Genomic DNA, 18,817 nt, shown 5'->3' on the forward strand with positions numbered 1-18,817 from the left:
GATTCGCAACCAACTGGAAACAAGCAGAATCAATGCCGTGCACCTCTTCAAGCACAATCCGTGCCGGACAGCCGTGGGACAAGCCCGGCGATGACCGCGGCAAGAGCGCGCAAGAGTGTGATCCGCCCGGCGGGTTCCGCGATCTGTCGGCCGCGTCGTTGGCCGGAATGGCTCCGGTCATCGCTGGGGGCGTGCCGGCGGTCCCGACACGTCGTTCCGGCCTTTGCCGCCCTCTTTGTCGGCGCCGGCGCCGCTGTCGTGGCGGTCCTATCGTCATCGCTGGTGCACGCCGGGATGGCGGTGGATGGACCGGTGGACAAGCGGTGGACAACAGGCCGCCGACCGGGGGACAGGCTGTGAACGAGTCGGATCCGCAATGACCCCACCAGCCGACATTGCCGAGCGCAAGCCCCTGATCGAGACGGCTTTCGGCTGATCGTCTCGTCGTCTTTCTTCCCCCTCCCAACCGGCCGCGCTTGCGCGCGTCCGACGCAGGCTGTTGCCGAAGAGGGGGCGGTTCTTCCCTCTCCCCTTGCGGGAGAGGGTGGCGTGACCGAGCGAAGGCGAGGTCGCGCCGGGTGAGGGGTAGATACGGGTGGATGCAGGAAGATTCACCCCTCACCCGCCTCGCGATCTGATGATCGCTCGGCACCCTCTCCCGCAAGGGGAGAGGGAAAGGCAGGGCTCCCATGGGCCGTTCCGACAGGAACACTCGGAGGCGTCGGGATGGGTTGCGGCGGCGGAATCACTGTTACCGAATCCTGCCGACTCTTGCCGGCATCGGCGAAGCGGGGTCATTGTCGGGGCCATGGCGACGAATCACGTGCAAAGACCTTCGGTGCGCCGGCCGGCCCGGTCCCAGCAGACGGGGCAGCGATCGGCTTCGGCCGGGCAAGACCTCCCCGCGGCCGACCTTGCGGCGGCGCTGGCGGCGGACCGGGCGCGGGCGTTCGACCTCTTCCCCGTTTCACGTGAAAACGCCGAACGGCTCGACCGCTTTGTCGCGTTGCTGCTGAAGTGGCAGCCGGCGCAGAATCTGGTGTCGGCCACCACTTTGCCGCAGGTGTGGACCCGGCATGTCGCCGACTCGCTGCAGCTCGCCGCCCATCTGCCGCCAAGTGCGCGGGTGGTGGCCGACCTCGGCTCCGGCGCCGGCTTCCCCGGCCTGGTGCTGGCCATCGCTTTGGCGGAGCGGGCGGGGGCGCGGGTCCATCTCGTCGAGAGCAACCAGCGCAAGGCGGCGTTCCTGCGCGAGGCCGCCCGCGTCACCGGCGCGCCGGCCACCGTGCACGCGGCGCGGATCGAGGCGGCGCTGCCCGAAATCGCGGGGCCGGTCGACGTGGTGACCGCCCGCGCGCTGGCGCCGCTGCCCGATCTGATCGCCCTGGCGCATCCCTTGTTGAAAACCGGGGCGATCGGCCTCTTTCTCAAGGGACAAGATGTAGAACGAGAATTGACCGAGACCTCTAAATCTTGGACACTCCAGGTGGCTTCCGCACCCAGCCTCACCGAGGCTGGCGGGTGCATTCTTCGCGTCGACAGGGCGGAACCCCTGGTTCCGCGAGGCTCCTCCAGGACGCAATCATGACCGGAACTGTCAAACCCAGGGTCATCGCCATCGCCAACCAAAAGGGCGGTGTCGGCAAGACCACCACGGCGATCAATCTCGGCACGGCGCTGGCCGCGGTGAACGAGACGGTGCTGATCATCGATCTCGATCCGCAGGGCAACGCCTCGACCGGGCTCGGCATCGACCGCAAGGCGCGCCGGGTCTCGACCTATGACGTGCTGGCCGAGAATCTGCCGCTGGCCAACGCCATTCTCGACACCGCCGTGCCGCGGCTGGCCATCGCCCCCTCGACCATGGACCTCTCCGGGCTCGAGCTGGAGATCGCCGCCTCGCGCGACCGGGCTTTCCGGCTGCGCCGGGCGATCGAGGGGCTGGCCGGCGACCGCGGCAATTTTTCCTATGTGCTGGTCGACTGCCCGCCGTCGCTGAACCTGCTGACGGTCAACGCCATGGCGGCGGCGGACGCCATCCTGGTGCCGCTGCAGTGCGAGTTCTTCGCGCTCGAAGGCCTGTCGCAGCTCCTCAAGACGGTCGAGCAGGTGCGCTCCACCCTCAATCCGACCCTGTCGCTGCAGGGCGTGGTGCTGACCATGTACGACGCGCGCAACAATCTGTCCGGCCAGGTGGTGGCGGACGTGCGCGCCTTCCTCAAGGACAAGGTCTACGACACCGTCATCCCGCGCAATGTCCGGGTTTCGGAGGCGCCGTCCTACGGCAAGCCGGTGCTGCTGTACGACCTCAAATGCACCGGCGCCCAGGCCTATCTGCGGCTGGCCTCGGAGATCATCCAGCGCGAGCGGGCCTTGCGCGCGGCGTAACGCGGGCGCGCGGGGCGCGGCGCGAATGGATTCGGGCACGAAACCGCCCCGGTCCGCCGCGCTTGCTCGGCGAGGCGAAGCCGGCCGCTTCGCCGGATTTCGGATGCGCCCGCATAAGGGTGGGGTTTGACCGGGTATCCTGGAGATCGAGTGTGGTCATGGCAGACGATGCGGCACGGTCGCGGTTGGGTCGCGGGCTGGCAGCCCTGATCGGCGATGTCGGCGAGGAGAGCGCGGCGGCCGAGCGTGGCCGCTACACGCAGCGGCGGGTGCCGATCGAGTTCATCCGCGCCAATCCGCGCAATCCGCGGCGGATGTTCCGCGAGGACGAGCTGGAGGATCTGGCCGCCTCGATCCGCGAGAAGGGCATCATCCAGCCGATCCTGGTGCGCGCGGTGGCGGGCCAGGCCGACGCCTACGAGATCATCGCCGGCGAGCGGCGCTGGCGCGCCGCCCAGCGCGCCGCCCAGCACGAGGTGCCGGTCATCCTGGTCGAGGCCAGCGACCGCGAGGCGATGGAAATCGCCATCATCGAGAACGTCCAGCGCGCCGACCTCAACCCACTGGAAGAGGCGATGGGCTATGATGCGCTGATCAGCCAGTTCAGCTACAGCCCCTCCGACCTCGCCAAGACCATCGGCAAGAGCCGCTCGCACGTGGCCAACACGCTGCGGCTGCTCAAGCTGCCCGAGGGCATCAAGACCACGCTGGTCGAGGGCAAGCTGACCGCCGGCCACGCCCGCGCGCTGCTGGCGCACGACGACCCCGAGGCGCTGGCCCAGGAGATCCTGGACAAGAACCTGTCGGTGCGCCAAGCCGAGGCGCTGGCCCAGACCAGCGCCGAGAAGGCCGGCCGGCCGCCCAAGACGCGGGCCCGCGGCGACAAGGACTCCGACACGCGGGCGCTGGAGAAGCAGCTGTCCGACGCGCTCGGGCTGAAGGTGTCGATCGACCATCGCGGCGAGGGCGGCGAGCTGCGTATCCGTTACCGTAGCCTGGAACAGCTCGACGATGTGTGCCGGCGCCTGACCGGCGCGTGAGTGGATTTCCGGATGATCCCTGCGGGATCCCGGAACCGTCCTCGCCGAAAAATCCTTGAATTGATGAGGATTTTTCGTCGATCGGAATACGGCTCGAAGGCCCTGCGGGCCGGAAACCGTATGAGCCCTTTCCCGCCTGTTGTGGCTCACGCTCGTCGCCGGCGGCGGGCGGCGCTGGTGGCGATCGACAGCAGCGCCCGCGAGCAGATCAAATCGGCCAGCGCCGCCTGCTTGCGGGCGTCGGCCGCCGCCGTGCCGAGGTCGATCACCGCCGCGCTGAGGCCGTCGGCGCTCCAGGCGTCGAGCGCCCGCTCGATCAGCGGCTTGCGGCGGAAATGGATCGGCGGGCGCGAATTCTCCACCACGGTGCGAACGCTGGCGCCGCCTTCGACGGCGATCCGCCAGCGGTGCAACTGGACCGCCGCCCGGATCGCCGCGGCCAGCAGGCCCTGCGGCGAGGTGCCGGCGCTGAGAAGGCGCGCGGCGGCCTCGTCGGCGGCGGCGGCGTCACCAGCGAAGGCGGTGTCGATCGCCTCGTCGAAGCCGGTCGCCGAGGCGTCGCCGACGATCGCCTCGACGTCCTCGACGGTGATTCGACCCTGCCCGTGGGCGTAGAGCGCGAGCTTCTTCACCTCGCCGCGCGAGGCCAGCCGGTCGCCGCCAAGATGGGCGGCCAGCAGCTCGCGCGCCTCGCGGTCGATGGCCAGATCGGCCGCCCGCAGCTCCTCGTCGATCAGCCTGTCGAGGTCGCGCCCGGCGTCGGCGTAGCAGGCGACCGCCAGACCGCGCGGCGAGCGCTCGACCAGCTCGCGCAGGCCCTGGCCGCGCTTGAGATCGCCGGCCTCGAGCAGGATCAGCGTGTCGACGGGCGGGGAGGCCAGCAGCGGCTCGATCGCGGCGGTGATGCTGCGGCCGCCGACGCGCACGCGGATCACCCGCCGGCCGCCGAACATGCCGATGGTGTAGGCCTCGTCGGCGAGGCGGGCCGGATCGGCGGAGATCGCGTCGCCATCGAGCCGCACCAGCGCGAACGGGTCGGTGCTGCCGGAGAGCGCCGCGGCGGCGGCCTTGGCCGCGCGCTCGGCCACCAGCCCGGCATCCGGGCCGAACAGCAGCACCACCGGACGGGCCGGGTCGATGCGGCCGAGAAGCGTGTCGGCCTCGTTGGGCTTGACGGCAACCATGGCTAGAGAACTCTCCGCAAACGTGGGCGCCGGCTTTGCGACAGAGAATGCGAAAACTTCAACACCAAGAGCATTTTCCGCAAAAGTGGATACCGGCTTTGCGAAAGAAAATGCGACAAACCAGAAACTTCGAGCGTCCGATCTGATGCCGTCAGATCGGACAAGGCCCTGGAGCAAATTAACACTTGGAGCGTCCGCATGGTCCGATCCGGCCGGCGGACGCGCTCGGGCCGGACCGGCTGGGAGGCGGTGCGCACCGCCGATCAGCGCCGGCCGGCGGTCTTGTCGGCGGGCGAGGGCGGCGGCGGGGTGGGGGCGGTGAAATAGGCGGCGAGGCGCTCGCGGATGCGCGCGGCGATCTCCCTGGCGGCGCGGTTCTCGGCGTCGCGCTTGGCCCGGTCGCGGGCATAGATCTGCGCGCCGCGGTCGATCGATCCCTGGGCGAAGGCGCGGTCCCTGAGCACCACCTTGTCCTCGGTCTCGTCCCGCAGGCGGAAATTGGCGTTGAGCGTGATCAGCTCGACCGTGGCGCGGCCGGTGGTCGGATCGACGGTCATCGACTGGGTGTTCTCGGTCAGATCGACCTCCAGCCGGTAGGGGGCGAGGGCCGGGTTGCCGGCGCCGCCGCCAAGCTCGAAGATCAGGGCGTTGCGCACCTGCAGCCCGACCCGCCCCTCGATCGTCTTGACGTCGACATTGGCGAGCTGGGCGGACACGCCGCCATTCGGTGTGCGCTCGGCATAGAGCGGGGTGAAGCAGCCGCCGGCGAGGAGGCCCAGCCCGATCGCGGCCAGCACGGCGCGCCGGTTGACGGCGGGGCCCCCGGCGGGGTGTTGAACCGGATCCTGGTCAGGCGACGACATTGACGATCCTCTGCGGCACCACGATCACCTTCTTCGGCGGCTTGCCCTCCAGCACGCGCTGGATGATGTCGAGCGCCAGCACCGCTGCCTCGACGTCGGCTGCGCCGGCCTCGCGCGGCACGGTGACGTCGGCGCGCTTCTTGCCGTTCACCTGCACCGGCAGCGTGATCGTATCACGGGCGAGCAGCGCCGGCTCGACCACCGGCCACGGCGCCACCGCGACGAGATCGTCGTGGCCCAGCACCGCCCAGCATTCTTCCGCCAGATGCGGCATCATCGGGGCGAACAGCTTGACCAGGATCTCGGCGGCCTCGCGCGCGGCGGCCTTGACGTCGGGCGCTGCCGCCGCCGCCTCGTCGAGATCGCCGAGCGCCGTGGTGAGGCCGTTGGCGAGCTCGTAGACGCGGGCCACCGCGCGGTTGAAGCGCAGCTTTTCGATGTCGTTCTCGATCTCGGCCAGCGCGCCATGGGCGAGGCGACGGATGTCGAGGGCAGGGCCAGTGGCGGCCGCAGGCGCTGGCGTGCCGACCGGGGCGGCCAGCTCGGCGAGGTCGCCGACGAGGCGCCACAGCCGCTGCACGAAACGCGCCGCGCCCTCGACGCCCGAATCGGTCCACTGGATGTCGCGCTCGGGCGGGGTGTCCGACAGCATGAACCAGCGGGCGGTGTCGGCACCGAAGCCGGCGATGATGGTGTCGGGGTCGACGACGTTCTTCTTCGACTTCGACATCGACTCGACGGCGCCGATGGTCACCGGCTCAAAGGTCTTCACATGGATGGCGGCGCCATCCTTGATTCCGACCTCCTCGGGGAACAGCCAGCGGCCGTCAGCGCCCTTATAGGTCTCGTGCGTCACCATGCCTTGCGTGAACAGGCCGGCGAACGGCTCGTCGAGGCCAAGATGGCCGGTGAGCTTCATGGCGCGGGCGAAGAAGCGCGAATAGAGCAGGTGCAGGATCGCGTGCTCGACGCCGCCGATATACTGGTCGACCGGCAGCCAGCGGTCGACCACCGCGCGCTTGGTCGGCGTCGTCGCTCGCGGCGAGGTGAAGCGCGCGAAATACCAGGACGAATCGACAAACGTGTCCATGGTGTCGGTTTCGCGCCGCGCCGGCGCCCCGCATTTGGGGCAGGGCACGTGCTTCCAGGTCGGGTGGCGGTCGAGCGGGTTGCCCGGCACGTCGAAGCTGACGTCGTCGGGCAGCTTCACCGGCAGGTCGGCGGCCGGCACCGGCACCACGCCGCAGGTCTCGCAATGGATCACCGGGATCGGGCAGCCCCAGTAGCGCTGGCGCGAGATGCCCCAGTCGCGCAGGCGGAAATTGACCTGGCGCTGGCCGACCGGGCGGCCTGAGCGCATCTCGCCTTCCAGGCGCCGGGCGACCTCTTCCTTGGCCGCGTCGACCGTCAGGCCGTCGAGGAAGCGGGAGTTGATGAGCCGGCCGGCGTCGTCGTGGGCCTCGGTGCCCACCGTGTAGGTGGCGGCGTCCGCCCCGTCCGGCAGCACGACGGGGGTGACGGGCAGGCCATAGGCGCGGGCGAAGTCGAGGTCGCGCTGATCGTGGGCCGGGCAGCCGAAGATGGCGCCGGTGCCGTAGTCCATCAAAATGAAGTTGGCGACATAGACCGGCAGCAGCCAGTCGGGATCGAAGGGATGCCGGGCGCGGATGCCGGTGTCGAAGCCCTTCTTCTCGATGGTGGCGAGGGCTGCCGCGCTGGTGCCGACGCGGCGGCACTCCTCGGCGAAGACCGCAAGCTCGGGATTGGTCGCAGCCGCGGCCTTGGCCAGCTTATGGTCGGGCGACAAAGCGAGGAAGCTCGCGCCGAACAGGGTGTCGGCGCGGGTGGTGAAGATCTCGAGCTCGCTCTGATCCGCCGGTGCGCCATCTGCGAGCTCGAAGCGCACCAGCATGCCCTCGGAGCGGCCGATCCAGTTCTTCTGCATCAGCCGGACCTTCTCCGGCCAGCGCTCGAGGCCGTCGAGCGCAGACAACAGGTCCTCGGAGAAGGCGGTGATCTTGAAGAACCACTGCGTCAGTTCGCGCTGCTCGACCAAGGCGCCCGAGCGCCAGCCGCGGCCCTCGATCACCTGCTCGTTGGCGAGCACGGTGCCGTCGACCGGATCCCAGTTGACCTTGGCGCTCTTGCGCTCGACCAGCCCGGCCTTCAGGAAATCGAGGAACAGCGCCTGCTGCTGGTGGTAATATTCCACATCACAGGTGGCGAACTCGCGGTCCCAATCCAGCGACAGGCCCATGCTCTTGAGCTGGGCCTTCATGGTGGCGATGTTGGCGTAGGTCCAGGCGGCGGGGTGGGTGTTGTGCTGCATCGCCGCGTTCTCGGCCGGCATGCCGAAGGCGTCCCAGCCCATCGGGTGCAGCACCGCGAAGCCCTTGGCGCGCTTGTAGCGGGCCACCACGTCGCCCATGGTGTAGTTGCGCACGTGGCCCATATGGATGCGCCCCGACGGATAGGGGAACATCTCGAGCACGTAGTAGCTCGGCCGCGGATCGGTCTCGTCGAGCTTGAAGATGCCGCGCTCGTCCCAGGCGGCGCGCCACTTCGGCTCGACCTCGCGGGCGTTGTAGCGCTCGGGTGTTTTTGTCATCGTGGATGTCGGATCGCTGGCCGGTCAAAACGCAAAACGCGCCCGGACGCGGGCGCCGGGCGGAACCGGCGGGACTAGGGCACGATCGCCCGGCGAGGTCAACGGCCTCGCGCCGTGCGGGCACGCTCGAAGGGGCCGAAGCGGCAGCCTTTCGCGGAGGCGGCATGACGGCGGCGGAAAAGACCCTGGCGAGAGCGTCCGGTGCTGCCCGGCCGGATACGCCGGCGGCGTTTCTCGCCTGGGCGGCGGGACGCGAGGGTCGGTTCGAGTTCGCGACCGACCTGCCCCTTGCCGAAGCCTATCGCGGTGTCCGATAGAGGCGGGTCCGATTCGCTCTTTCGGTTGATCGGTGCGGAATCGCGGCTGGCCGGGAGCCGCGTTCTTCCCTCTCCCGCAAGGGGAGAGGGAAGAAAGAAGCCGAGCCGTTCATCCGGAAACGGCAATGATTCGCATCTGAAACGATCATGTCCGCTGCCGACAATCTCAGCTTCGTCCGTGCCGAAATCGCCAAGGCCGCCCGCGCCGCCGGGCGCGAGCCTTCATCCGTCACCCTCGTCGCGGTGTCGAAGACCTTCGAGGCCGCGGACATCCGGCCGGTGATCGCGGCCGGCCAGCGCGTGTTCGGCGAGAATCGCGTCCAGGAGGCCAAGGGGAAATGGCCGGCGCTGAAGGCCGAATGCCCCGGCATCGAGCTGCACCTGATCGGGCCGCTGCAGACCAACAAGGTCAAGGACGCGCTCGACCTGTTCGACGTCATCCATTCGCTCGACCGGCCCGCGCTCGCCGCCGAGCTGGCCAAGGGTTTCGCGAAACTGGAAGGCCGACCGCCGCCGCGGCTCCTCATCCAGGTCAATACCGGCGCCGAGCCGCAGAAGGCCGGCGTGCTGCCGGAGGAGGCCGACGCCTTCGTCGCCCAGTGCCGGGAAGGTCACGGGCTGGCGATCGAGGGGCTGATGTGCATCCCGCCGTTCGACGAGAACCCGGCGCCGCACTTCGCGCTGCTGGCCAAGATCGCCGCCCGCAACGGGCTCGATCGGCTGTCGATGGGCATGAGCGCCGACTTCGCCACCGCCATCGCCTTCGGCGCCACTTATGTGCGGGTGGGCTCGGCGATCTTCGGCCATCGCGCCTGACCGGGGATCCGCGCGCAATTCCCGTTCTTTCGCTTGCCGAGCCGAGCCCCGATGGGGTGTTGTGGACCCCCGGACGTCGTCGCCATCCCTTCGCCCGCAAGGGCCGGGGATGAGGAGAGCGTGCGCCGTCCAGCCCGTCGCGAGACGGTGGCTCCCTCTCCTCGACGTCCACCCCTTTGCCGGCCGCCGGATCATCGGCAGCCCGGCGCGTGCAGCGCTATCTGCACTCCTGCGCGACGCGGTCGAGCGCCTTGCTGAGCCCGGCCAGCGAATAGCGGTCGGTCGACTGGTTGCCGCGCCGCGAGGTTCCCGTGATCGTCAGATCCGCACCGCGCCGCATGGCGTCGACCAGACGCTGCTCCTCGGCCGGGTTCTTGATCCAGACATTGTCGTCCTTGGTGGTCATGGCGAAGACGACGTTGCCGACCTTCAGCGTGGCGTCGCGGCCGTCCTTGAGCGGGAAGCCGACCGTCGCCGAGACCTCGTTGCGCACGCCCTCGCCCGGCCGGTGGCTGACGAACAGAAAGCCCGGATCGCGCTTGAGCGAGGCCGGCTGGCGGTCCTTGGGCTGCGACAGCGCATAGCAGATGCGGGACTTCGGATTCTGGCTGGCATAGGCCGCCCAGTCGTCGAAATGCCCCAGGAGCTCCGGCACGCTGCCGGACTCGGACGCAGACCCTGACGAGGCTGGCGCCGACTGCGCCGTCTTCGCCTTCGCCAGAATCATCCGGACCGAATCGGTGCCGGCCGGGCTCGTCTGCGCCAGATTCATCGCCGTCCCGTCCGCCTGGACCGCAGGTATCTGGCCGATATCGGTTTTCTCTAGCGGGAAGGGGTTGGAAGGCTGGAGGGCGAGCGTCTGCCAGGCAGGCACAAGTCCAAACACTGCGGCAAGCGCCGCCGTTGCGATCCGCATCTTCGCCATGTCGTATCCCGTTGAATCCCCAAATGCCCAAGCCGGTGCCCGCCTCGCGCGCCGCACGCACCGCGATTCGCCTCCGACCCCAGTCCTGCGCCCGCCAATAGACGCTGAGAAGGCCAAAACAATGGCACGCTCGTCAGATTCGCCGCGAATTCGCGCAACCGCCACCGCTGCCGGCCGGCATGGGCGAACCGGTGCCGCCGAGATGCGTTGCCTTGAGTCTCCGCAGGCGGCGGCGCGGCCGCAACGAGTGCCGGCGGGCGGGGTCCGCGTTCGGGAGCTTCGTTCGAGACCTTGGGCTCTTCCTTGGGGCTCTTCCTTGGGCTTTATCTTTCAACCTGCCGAACTATCTTCGTTCGTGGCCGAGTGAGGTCCGAACGCCACGGGGAATTGGGGTGACGTTGCAGGAGGAACTGGCGGATCTGGTCGCCGCGGTCGCCGAACGGCGCGACAGCGCCGCCTTTACGCGGCTGTTCGATCACTTCGCGCCGCGCGTCAACAGCTACCTGCTGCGCCTCGGCGCCGGCCCGGCGCTGGCCGAGGAGCTGACGCAGGAGGTGATGGTGACGCTGTGGCGCAAGGCCGGGCAGTTCGACCGCGCCAAGTCCTCCGTCGCCACCTGGCTCTATCGCATCGCCCGCAACCGGCGCATCGACCTGCTGCGCCGCGACCGCTCCGAGCCGCTCGACAGCGAGGACGCCAACGAGGTGGCCTCCGAGGAGCCGGGCGCCGACGACGCGCTCGATTCGATGCAGCGCGAGGACAGCGTCCGCGCCGCCATGGCCGAGCTGCCGCCCGAGCAGCTGGCGCTGATCCGCCTCGCCTTCTTCGAGAACCTGTCGCACAGCGACATCGCCGACCGGCTCGGCCTGCCGCTCGGCACGGTGAAGTCGCGCATCCGCCTCGCCTTCACCCGCCTGCGCCGGCAATTGGAGGCGGGCGGCGTCGATGCCGCGGTGTGATCCGGTTCTCCGGGTGATCGCTTCCGGATTCAGGAACGGGCCGCCTCGGCCACGCTAATCTCGCGCCGCATGAGTGCCCGATTCGCCGAAGTCCTGGTGCCGGTCGCGGTGGCCGAGCCCTATTCCTATGCCGTGCCGGACGGGCTCGACCTCGCCGTCGGCGACCTCGTCGCGGTGCCGCTCGGGCCGCGCCGGGTCACCGGCGTGGTGTGGGCGCTCGCCGAGGCGCCGCGCTATGCGCGGCCGGGCCGGCTGAGGCCGGTCGAGGCGCGGCTCGATGCCGAACCCCTCCAGCCCGAGCTGATGGCCTTCGTCGACTGGGTCGCCGGCTACACCCTGTCGCCGCGCGGCATGGTGCTGCGCATGGCGCTCCGACCCGGCGAGACGCTGGGGCCGCCGCGCCCGCGCATTGGCGTTCGCCGCGCCGGGCCTGAGCCCGCCCGCATGACCGCGCAGCGGGCGCGGGTGCTGGCGGCGCTGGAGGGCGGGCTCTGCCATGCCAAGAGCGAGCTTGCCCGCGACGCCGGGGTGTCGGTGGCGGTGATCGACGGGCTGGTCGACGAGGGGGCGCTGGAGGCGGTGGCGCTGCCGCCCGAGCCGGCCAGCCGCCGCCCCGACCCGGACCATCCCACCGTCGAGCTGTCGGCGGCCCAGGCGGTGGCGGCGGCGACCCTGAGGGCCGCGGCCGGCGGCGGCTTCGCCGTCTTCCTGCTCGACGGCGTCACCGGTTCCGGCAAGACCGAGGTCTATTTCGAGGCGGTCGCCGAGGTGCTGCGGCGCGGCCGGCAGGTGCTGCTGCTGCTGCCGGAGATCGCGCTGACCACGGCGTTTCTCGACCGCTTCGCCCGCCGATTCGGGGTGGCGCCGGCCGAATGGCACTCGGAGGTGGCGCCGCGGCGGCGCGAGCGGATCTGGCGCGGCGCGGCGTCGGGCGAGGTGGCGGTGGTGGCCGGCGCCCGCTCGGCGCTGTTCCTGCCGTTCCGCGACCTCGGCCTGATCGTGGTCGACGAGGAGCACGACGCCTCCTACAAGCAGGAGGAGGGCGTCGCCTACAATGCGCGGGACATGGCGGTGGTGCGCGCCCGAATCGGCCGGATACCGGTGGCGCTGGCCTCGGCCACGCCGTCGGTGGAGACCGAGGTCAATGCGCGGCGCGGCCGCTACCAGCGGCTTGTCCTGCCCAACCGGGTGGGCGGCGCGGCGCTGCCGAAGATCGCCGCCATCGACATGACCCGCGACGGGCCGGGCCGCGGCCGCTGGATCGCGCCCAGGCTCGCCGCCGCGGTCGAGACCACGATCGGGCGCGGCGAGCAGGCGCTGCTGTTCCTAAACCGGCGCGGCTATGCGCCGCTGACGCTGTGCCGGGCCTGCGGCCACCGGCTGGGCTGCCCGTCCTGCGACGCCTGGCTGGTCGAGCACCGCGCCCGCCGCCGCCTCGTCTGCCATCATTGCGGCTTCTCGATGCCGCGCCCGCCCGCCTGCCCGCACTGCGGGGCGCAGGAGACGTTCGTCGCCGTCGGCCCCGGCGTCGAGCGGCTGGCCGAGGAGGCGGCCGCGCTGTTTCCCGACGCCCGGCTGTCGATCCTGTCGTCGGACCTGATCGAGGGCGTCGAGCGGCTGCGCGCCGAGATCGCGGCGATCGAGCGCGGCGAGGTCGATCTGGTCATCGGCACCCAGCTCGTCGCCAAGGGCCACCATTTCCCGCGCCTGACGCTGGCCGGGGTGATCGACGGCGACCTCGGGCTCGGCCATGGCGACCCGCGCGCCGCCGAGCGCACGTTCCAGCTCTTCTACCAGGTGGTCGGCCGGGCGGGGCGCGAATCAGGCCACGGCCAGGGGCTGATCCAGACCTACCAGCCCAAGCACCCGGTGATGGCCGCGCTCATCGCCGGCGACCGCGAGCTGTTCTACGACACCGAGATCGCCGCCCGCGAGCGCGCCGGCCTGCCGCCGTTCGGCCGGCTCGCCACGCTGCTGGTGGCGGCGGCCGAGGCGCCGGCCGCCGAGGCCTACGCCCGCACGCTGGCGGCGGCGGCGCCGCTCCAGGCGGGCGTGCGGGTGCTCGGCCCCGCCGAGGCGCCGATCGCCGTGCTGCGCGGCCGCCACCGGGTGCGCCTTTTGGTGCGGGCGGCGCGCACGGTGCGGGTGCCGGACTATCTGCGCGATTGGCTGGCGAGCGTGCCGCCGCCCAAGGGCAGCGTGAGCGTGGCCGTCGACGTCGATCCGCAGAGCTTTGTCTGAGCCGGCGGGGGGGCATATGGTTGCGCGCGAAACGGAAACTGCCGCGCGTTCGCCCAATGTGCCAACGATCGCAATGTTTTTTTGGGCACACGGTCGTGTTGCAGGCCCGTGGCAGTCGTGCTAATCAGCCGCCGGCCTGATGGGTTGGGCTGTGGATTTCCTGACCCTCGGCTGAGTTCCTTTGGAATCCAAGGGCTTTCGGTGCGCCGCACGGCGCTGGCGGCGCTCTTGTGAACAAGCCCGAGACGCGACGTGCAAGGCGAAGAACCGATCGTATCCGGCATGGCAGGTCGCTACGCGACCGCTCTGTTCGAACTTGCGCTGGAGGCCGGCTCGCTCGATGCCGTCTCCGCCGACCTCGACCGCTTCGAAGCGCTTCTCAACGACTGTGACGACCTGCGCCGTCTCGTCGAAAGCCCGGTGTTCGGGTCGGACGAGCAGCTCAAGGCGATCACCGCCGTGCTGGACAAGGTCGAGATCGGCGGGCTCGCCGGCAACTTCCTGAAAACCATAACCGCCAATCGCCGCCTGTTCGCGGTGCAGGGCATCCTGCGCGGCTACCGCGCCCGGGTCGCCCGCCACAAGGGCGAGGTGCGGGCGCAGGTGACGGTGGCCGAGCCGCTGTCGGACGCCCACCGCACCGCGCTGGCGGAGACGCTCAATCATGTGACCGGCAAGGATGTCGCCATCGACGTGACCGTCGATCCGGCGCTGATCGGCGGTCTTATCGTCAAACTCGGCAGCCGCATGGTCGATGCGTCGCTGCGCACCAAACTGAACGCGATCAGGCACGCGATGAAAGAGGTCGGCTGATGGACATCCGCGCCGCTGAAATTTCTGCGATTCTCAAGCAGCAGATCAAAGGCTTTGGCCAGGAGGCGGAAGTCTCGGAAGTCGGGCAGGTGTTGTCGGTCGGCGACGGCATTGCCCGCGTCTACGGCCTCGACAACGTCCAGGCCGGCGAGATGGTCGAGTTCACCAACGGCATCCGCGGGATGGCGCTGAACCTCGAAATCGACAATGTCGGCGTCGTGATCTTCGGCAACGACCGCGAGATCAAGGAAGGCGACACCGTCAAGCGCACCCGCGCCATCGTCGACGTGCCGGTCGGCAAGGGCCTGCTCGGCCGCGTGGTCGACGCGCTGGGCAACCCGATCGACGGCAAGGGCCCGATCGAGGCCACCGAGCGCCGCCGCGTCGACGTCAAGGCGCCGGGCATCATTCCGCGCAAGTCGGTGCACGAGCCGATGGCGACCGGCCTCAAGGCGATCGACGCGCTGATCCCGATCGGCCGCGGCCAGCGCGAACTGATCATCGGCGACCGCCAGACCGGCAAGACCGCGATCATCCTCGACACCATCCTGAACCAGAAGCCGCTCAACGCGTCGACCGACGAGCACGTCAAGCTCTACTGCGTCTATGTCGCGGTGGGCCAGAAGCGCTCGACCGTCGCCCAGTTCGTGAAGGCGCTGGAAGAGAACGGCGCGCTCGAATATTCGATCGTCGTCGCCGCCACCGCCTCCGACCCGGCGCCGATGCAGTTCCTGGCGCCGTTCTCGGGCTGCGCCATGGGCGAGTTCTTCCGCGACAACGGCATGCACGCGGTGATCTTCTATGACGACCTGTCCAAGCAGGCCGTCGCCTACCGCCAGATGTCGCTGCTGCTGCGCCGCCCGCCGGGCCGCGAAGCCTATCCCGGCGACGTGTTCTATCTCCACTCGCGCCTGCTTGAGCGCGCGGCCAAGATGAACGACGACAACGGCTCGGGTTCGCTGACCGCGCTGCCGGTGATCGAGACCCAGGCCAACGACGTCTCCGCCTACATCCCGACCAACGTGATCTCGATCACCGACGGTCAGATCTTCCTGGAGACCGACCTGTTCTACCAGGGCATCCGCCCGGCGCTGAACGTCGGCCTGTCGGTGTCGCGCGTCGGCTCGGCGGCCCAGACCAAGGCGATGAAGTCGGTCGCCGGCAAGATCAAGGGCGAGCTGGCGCAGTACCGCGAAATGGCGGCCTTCGCCCAGTTCGGCTCCGACCTCGACACCGCCACGCAGCGCATGCTCAACCGCGGCGCCCGCCTCACCGAGCTCCTCAAGCAGCCGCAGTTCTCGCCGCTGAAGATGGAGGAGCAGGTGGCGGTGATCTTCGCCGGCACCTCGGGCTATCTCGACCCGCTGCCGGTCTCCAAGGTGCGCGGCTTCGAGGAAGGGCTGCTCAGCTACCTCTATGCCAAGCATCCGGACATTCTGGAGAGCATCCGCACCAGCCGTCAGCTCGCGGACGACGTTCGCGCCAAGCTGAAGGCGGCTTGCGACGCCTTCGCCAAGACCTTCGCCTGATCGCGGGCGGCACCATCAAGAGCAGGATGCGACCCGCGCCATGGCGAGCCTGAAGGAACTGCGCAACCGGATCGCCTCGGTCAAGGCGACCCAGAAGATCACCAAGGCCATGCAGATGGTGGCGGCGGCCAAGCTCCGCCGCGCCCAGGCCGCCGCCGTGGCGGCCCGGCCGTTCGCCGAGCGCATGGAGCAGGTGCTCGGCAATATCGCCGGCGCGGTGTCCGACCTGTCGCAGGCGCCCAAGCTCTTGGCCGGAACCGGCTCCCAGCAGCGCCATCTGCTGCTGGTCTGCACCTCCGAGCGCGGCCTGTGCGGCCCGTTCAACTCCTCCATCGTCCGCCTGGCGCGCGAGCGTGCGCTGGCGCTGGCGGCGGACGGCAAGGACGTCTCGTTCTTCTGCGTCGGCCGCAAGGGCGCCGACCAGCTCCGCCGCCAGTTCGAGCGGCAGATCATCAAGACCGTCGAGCTGCGCAGCGTGCGCACGCTGGGCTACAACAATGCCGAGGCGATCGCCCGGGAGATCATCGATCTCTTCGACACCGGCCGCTTCGACGTCTGCACGCTGTTCTTCTCCCGCTTCCGGTCGGTGATCGCCCAGATTCCGACCGCGACGCAGATCATCCCGGCCACGCTGCCGGAGGTCGAGCACGGCGCGGCGCGGGCGGTCTACGACTATGAGCCCGACGAAACCGAGATCCTCGCCGAGCTTCTGCCGCGCAATATCGCCGTGCAGATCTTCCGCGCGCTGCTGGAGAATGCCGCGTCCGAGCAGGGCGCGCGCATGACGGCGATGGACTCCGCCACCCGCAATGCCGGCGAGATGATCAAGAAGCAGACGCTGACCTATAACCGCACACGCCAGGCGATGATCACGAAGGAGCTGATCGAGATCATCTCCGGCGCCGAAGCGCTGTAGGCCGGGGATTTGAGAAGGGGATGTGGGAAACCACTTGGGAAACCGCATGGCCGGCGACACTGACAGCATCGTCCTGGAACACCTGCGGCGCATTCGCGCCTCGCAGGAACGGACGGAGCTCGACATCGCCGACCTCAAGTCGCGGGTTTCGGGGCTGGAGCAGGTGAGCGGCCAGATGCTCGCAATGCTCGGCAGCCTGAACCAGCGTATGGACCGGTTCGAAGACCGTCTCGGGCGGATCGAGCGTCGGCTCGATCTGGTCGAAACGTAACTCCCGCCCCGACGAAGGAACACCCATGGCCTACATCACCACGGCGACGACCAAGGGCGGGCGCGAGGGACGGGCGATCCTCGACGGCGGAAGCCTCGCCTTGGCGATGGCGTTCCCCAAGGCGCTCGGCGGGCCCGGCGACGGCCACAATCCCGAGCAGCTGTTCGCGCTCGGCTATTCGTCGTGCTTCGGCCAGGCCATCCTGGCGCTGGCCAAGAAACACGATGTCGACGGGTCCGCGGCGCGGGTCACCGTCGACGTCACCATCGACAAGGACGCGACCAGCTTCGCGCTCGCCGTCGAGATCAAGGTCCAGATTCCGGGCGCCGACAAGGCGAAGGTTGAAGCCCTGGTCGAAGACGCCCATTCCATCTGCCCCTATTCCAAGGCGACGCGCGGGAACATCCCCGTCACGCTGACCGTCATTTGAGCTTTCGGAGACCGGACATGGCTGACAGCAAGGTCGGACGCATCACCCAAGTCATCGGCGCCGTCGTCGACGTGCAGTTCGAGGGCCATCTGCCGGCCATTCTGAACGCGCTCGCGACCGACAATCAGGGCCGGCGGCTGGTGCTGGAAGTGGCCCAGCATCTTGGCGAATCGACGGTGCGCACCATCGCCATGGACTCCACCGAGGGTCTGGTGCGCGGCCAGGAGGTCAGGGACACCGACCAGCCGATCGCGGTGCCGGTCGGTCCCGGCACGCTCGGCCGCATCATGAACGTGGTCGGCGACGCGGTCGACGAGGCCGGCCCGGTGCCCTACACCGAGACCCGCCCGATCCACGCGCCTGCGCCGTCCTACACCGAGCAGTCGACGGAAGCGGAGATTCTCGTCACCGGCATCAAGGTGGTGGACCTGCTCGCGCCCTACGCCAAGGGCGGCAAGGTCGGCCTGTTCGGCGGCGCCGGCGTCGGCAAGACCGTGCTGATCCAGGAGCTGATCAACAACGTCGCCAAGGCCCACGGCGGCTATTCGGTGTTCGCCGGCGTCGGCGAGCGCACCCGCGAGGGCAACGACCTCTATCACGAGTTCATCGAGTCGGGCGTCAACAAGGACCCCAAGGCGAACAATGGCGACACCACCGGCTCCAAGTGCGCCCTGGTGTACGGCCAGATGAACGAGCCGCCCGGCGCCCGCGCCCGCGTCGGCCTCACCGGCCTCACCGTCGCCGAATATTTCCGCGACCAGGGCCAGGACGTGCTGTTCTTCGTCGACAACATCTTCCGCTTCACCCAGGCGGGCTCGGAAGTGTCGGCGCTGCTCGGCCGCATCCCCTCGGCGGTGGGCTACCAGCCGACGCTGGCCACCGACATGGGCGCCCTGCAGGAGCGCATCACCACCACCACCAAGGGGTCGATCACCTCGGTGCAGGCGATCTACGTGCCGGCCGACGACTTGACCGACCCGGCGCCGGCCACCTCGTTCGCCCACCTCGACGCCACCACCGTGCTGTCGCGCTCGATCGCGGAAAAGGGCATCTACCCGGCGGTCGACCCGCTCGACTCGACCTCGCGCATGCTCGACCCGCGCGTCGTCGGCGAGGAGCACTACCAGGTGGCCCGCCAGGTCCAGCAGACCCTGCAGCGCTACAAGTCGCTGCAGGACATCATCGCCATCCTGGGCATGGACGAGCTGTCGGAAGAGGACAAGGTGACGGTGGCGCGCGCCCGCAAGATCGAGCGCTTCCTGTCGCAGCCCTTCCACGTCGCCGAGGTGTTCACCGGCTCGCCGGGCGTGTTCGTGTCGATCGAGGACACGATCCGCGGCTTCAAGGGCCTGTGCGAAGGCAAGTACGACCATCTGCCCGAGCCGGCCTTCTACATGGTCGGCACCATCGAGCAGGCGGTCGAGAAGGGCAAGAAGCTCGCCGCCGAGGCCGCGTAAGCGGCCCAACGGCGCTGCGGCACACGGCTGCAGCGTGTCCCCGACGTGCCCGCCGACAGG

General features: G+C 69.4%; 17 protein-coding genes. 13 read left to right on the forward strand and 4 right to left on the reverse strand.

Translation table 11 applies throughout. The features are described from left to right. Positions 1 to 838 precede the first annotated feature (838 nt). The 3 genes from rsmG to F1193_RS15190 all read left to right on the forward strand — a co-directional run bounded on the left by rsmG (position 839) and on the right by F1193_RS15190 (position 3,428). The gene (gene rsmG, locus F1193_RS15180) at positions 839 to 1,588 is read left to right on the forward strand and encodes a 16S rRNA (guanine(527)-N(7))-methyltransferase RsmG (RefSeq protein ID WP_425457248.1); all 750 of its coding nucleotides are present in this window, start codon (positions 839 to 841) and stop codon (positions 1,586 to 1,588) included. Then, positions 1,585 to 2,388: a ParA family protein gene (locus F1193_RS15185; protein ID WP_150098644.1), complete on the forward strand. Its 804-nt coding sequence runs from the start codon at positions 1,585 to 1,587 to the stop codon at positions 2,386 to 2,388. The genes rsmG and F1193_RS15185 overlap by 4 nt, the downstream gene beginning before the upstream one ends. Before the next feature lie 158 nt (positions 2,389 to 2,546). Beyond that, positions 2,547 to 3,428, forward strand: coding sequence for a ParB/RepB/Spo0J family partition protein (locus F1193_RS15190; protein ID WP_150098645.1), 882 nt, complete (start codon positions 2,547 to 2,549; stop codon positions 3,426 to 3,428). Between the two features lie 146 nt (positions 3,429 to 3,574). Here the strand turns inward: F1193_RS15190 and holA are convergent, their stop codons facing one another. The 3 genes from holA to leuS all read right to left on the reverse strand — a co-directional run bounded on the left by holA (position 3,575) and on the right by leuS (position 8,083). Beyond that, positions 3,575 to 4,612 carry a DNA polymerase III subunit delta gene (gene holA / locus F1193_RS15195; RefSeq protein ID WP_150098646.1) on the reverse strand — a complete coding sequence of 346 codons (1,038 nt, stop codon included), beginning with the start codon at positions 4,610 to 4,612 and terminating at the stop codon, positions 3,575 to 3,577. 263 nt (positions 4,613 to 4,875) lie between these two features. Further along, positions 4,876 to 5,475 (reverse strand): LPS assembly lipoprotein LptE, encoded by a 600-nt coding sequence (gene lptE / locus F1193_RS15200; protein ID WP_150098647.1) that lies wholly within the window; start codon positions 5,473 to 5,475, stop codon positions 4,876 to 4,878. Further along, positions 5,462 to 8,083, reverse strand: coding sequence for a leucine--tRNA ligase (gene leuS / locus F1193_RS15205; protein ID WP_150098648.1), 2,622 nt, complete (start codon positions 8,081 to 8,083; stop codon positions 5,462 to 5,464). The genes lptE and leuS overlap by 14 nt, the downstream gene beginning before the upstream one ends. A gap of 164 nt (positions 8,084 to 8,247) precedes the next feature. Between leuS and F1193_RS17175 the strand changes: the two genes are divergently transcribed. Both F1193_RS17175 and F1193_RS15210 read left to right on the forward strand, forming a co-directional pair. Continuing rightward, entirely contained in the window at positions 8,248 to 8,400 is a 153-nt protein-coding gene (locus F1193_RS17175) for a hypothetical protein (RefSeq protein WP_170263709.1), read from the forward strand. A 147-nt stretch (positions 8,401 to 8,547) separates the two neighbouring features. Further along, positions 8,548 to 9,216, forward strand: coding sequence for a YggS family pyridoxal phosphate-dependent enzyme (locus tag F1193_RS15210; RefSeq protein WP_150098649.1), 669 nt, complete (start codon positions 8,548 to 8,550; stop codon positions 9,214 to 9,216). Positions 9,217 to 9,433: 217 nt separating this feature from the next. Here F1193_RS15210 and F1193_RS15215 read toward each other — a convergent pair whose 3' ends face one another. Beyond that, positions 9,434 to 10,141 (reverse strand): invasion associated locus B family protein, encoded by a 708-nt coding sequence (locus F1193_RS15215; protein ID WP_246164454.1) that lies wholly within the window; start codon positions 10,139 to 10,141, stop codon positions 9,434 to 9,436. 386 nt (positions 10,142 to 10,527) lie between these two features. On the opposite strand from F1193_RS15215, the gene F1193_RS15220 reads away from it, so the two are divergent. The 8 genes from F1193_RS15220 to atpD all read left to right on the forward strand — a co-directional run bounded on the left by F1193_RS15220 (position 10,528) and on the right by atpD (position 18,757). Continuing rightward, entirely contained in the window at positions 10,528 to 11,100 is a 573-nt protein-coding gene (locus F1193_RS15220; RefSeq protein WP_246164462.1) for a sigma-70 family RNA polymerase sigma factor, read from the forward strand. Between the two features lie 69 nt (positions 11,101 to 11,169). Next, positions 11,170 to 13,341: a primosomal protein N' gene (locus tag F1193_RS15225; protein ID WP_150098651.1), complete on the forward strand. Its 2,172-nt coding sequence runs from the start codon at positions 11,170 to 11,172 to the stop codon at positions 13,339 to 13,341. A gap of 252 nt (positions 13,342 to 13,593) precedes the next feature. Beyond that, positions 13,594 to 14,154, forward strand: a complete 561-nt coding sequence (locus tag F1193_RS15230; protein WP_150098652.1) for a F0F1 ATP synthase subunit delta — start codon at positions 13,594 to 13,596, stop codon at positions 14,152 to 14,154. Then, positions 14,154 to 15,683 (forward strand): F0F1 ATP synthase subunit alpha, encoded by a 1,530-nt coding sequence (gene atpA, locus F1193_RS15235; RefSeq protein ID WP_150098653.1) that lies wholly within the window; start codon positions 14,154 to 14,156, stop codon positions 15,681 to 15,683. Before F1193_RS15230 ends, atpA begins: the two co-directional genes overlap by 1 nt. 40 nt (positions 15,684 to 15,723) lie before the next feature. Beyond that, positions 15,724 to 16,599 (forward strand): F0F1 ATP synthase subunit gamma, encoded by an 876-nt coding sequence (locus F1193_RS15240; protein WP_150098654.1) that lies wholly within the window; start codon positions 15,724 to 15,726, stop codon positions 16,597 to 16,599. Positions 16,600 to 16,645: 46 nt separating this feature from the next. Then, the gene (locus tag F1193_RS15245) at positions 16,646 to 16,870 is read left to right on the forward strand and encodes a hypothetical protein (protein WP_150098655.1); all 225 of its coding nucleotides are present in this window, start codon (positions 16,646 to 16,648) and stop codon (positions 16,868 to 16,870) included. Positions 16,871 to 16,895: 25 nt separating this feature from the next. Next, the gene (locus tag F1193_RS15250) at positions 16,896 to 17,300 is read left to right on the forward strand and encodes an organic hydroperoxide resistance protein (RefSeq protein ID WP_150098656.1); all 405 of its coding nucleotides are present in this window, start codon (positions 16,896 to 16,898) and stop codon (positions 17,298 to 17,300) included. 17 nt (positions 17,301 to 17,317) lie between these two features. Further along, the gene (gene atpD, locus F1193_RS15255; protein WP_150098657.1) at positions 17,318 to 18,757 is read left to right on the forward strand and encodes a F0F1 ATP synthase subunit beta; all 1,440 of its coding nucleotides are present in this window, start codon (positions 17,318 to 17,320) and stop codon (positions 18,755 to 18,757) included. The last annotated feature ends 60 nt before the right edge of the window (positions 18,758 to 18,817 follow it).

Origin of the sequence: Blastochloris sulfoviridis (assembly GCF_008630065.1) — a bacterium.
Lineage (GTDB): Bacteria > Pseudomonadota > Alphaproteobacteria > Rhizobiales > Xanthobacteraceae > Blastochloris > Blastochloris sulfoviridis.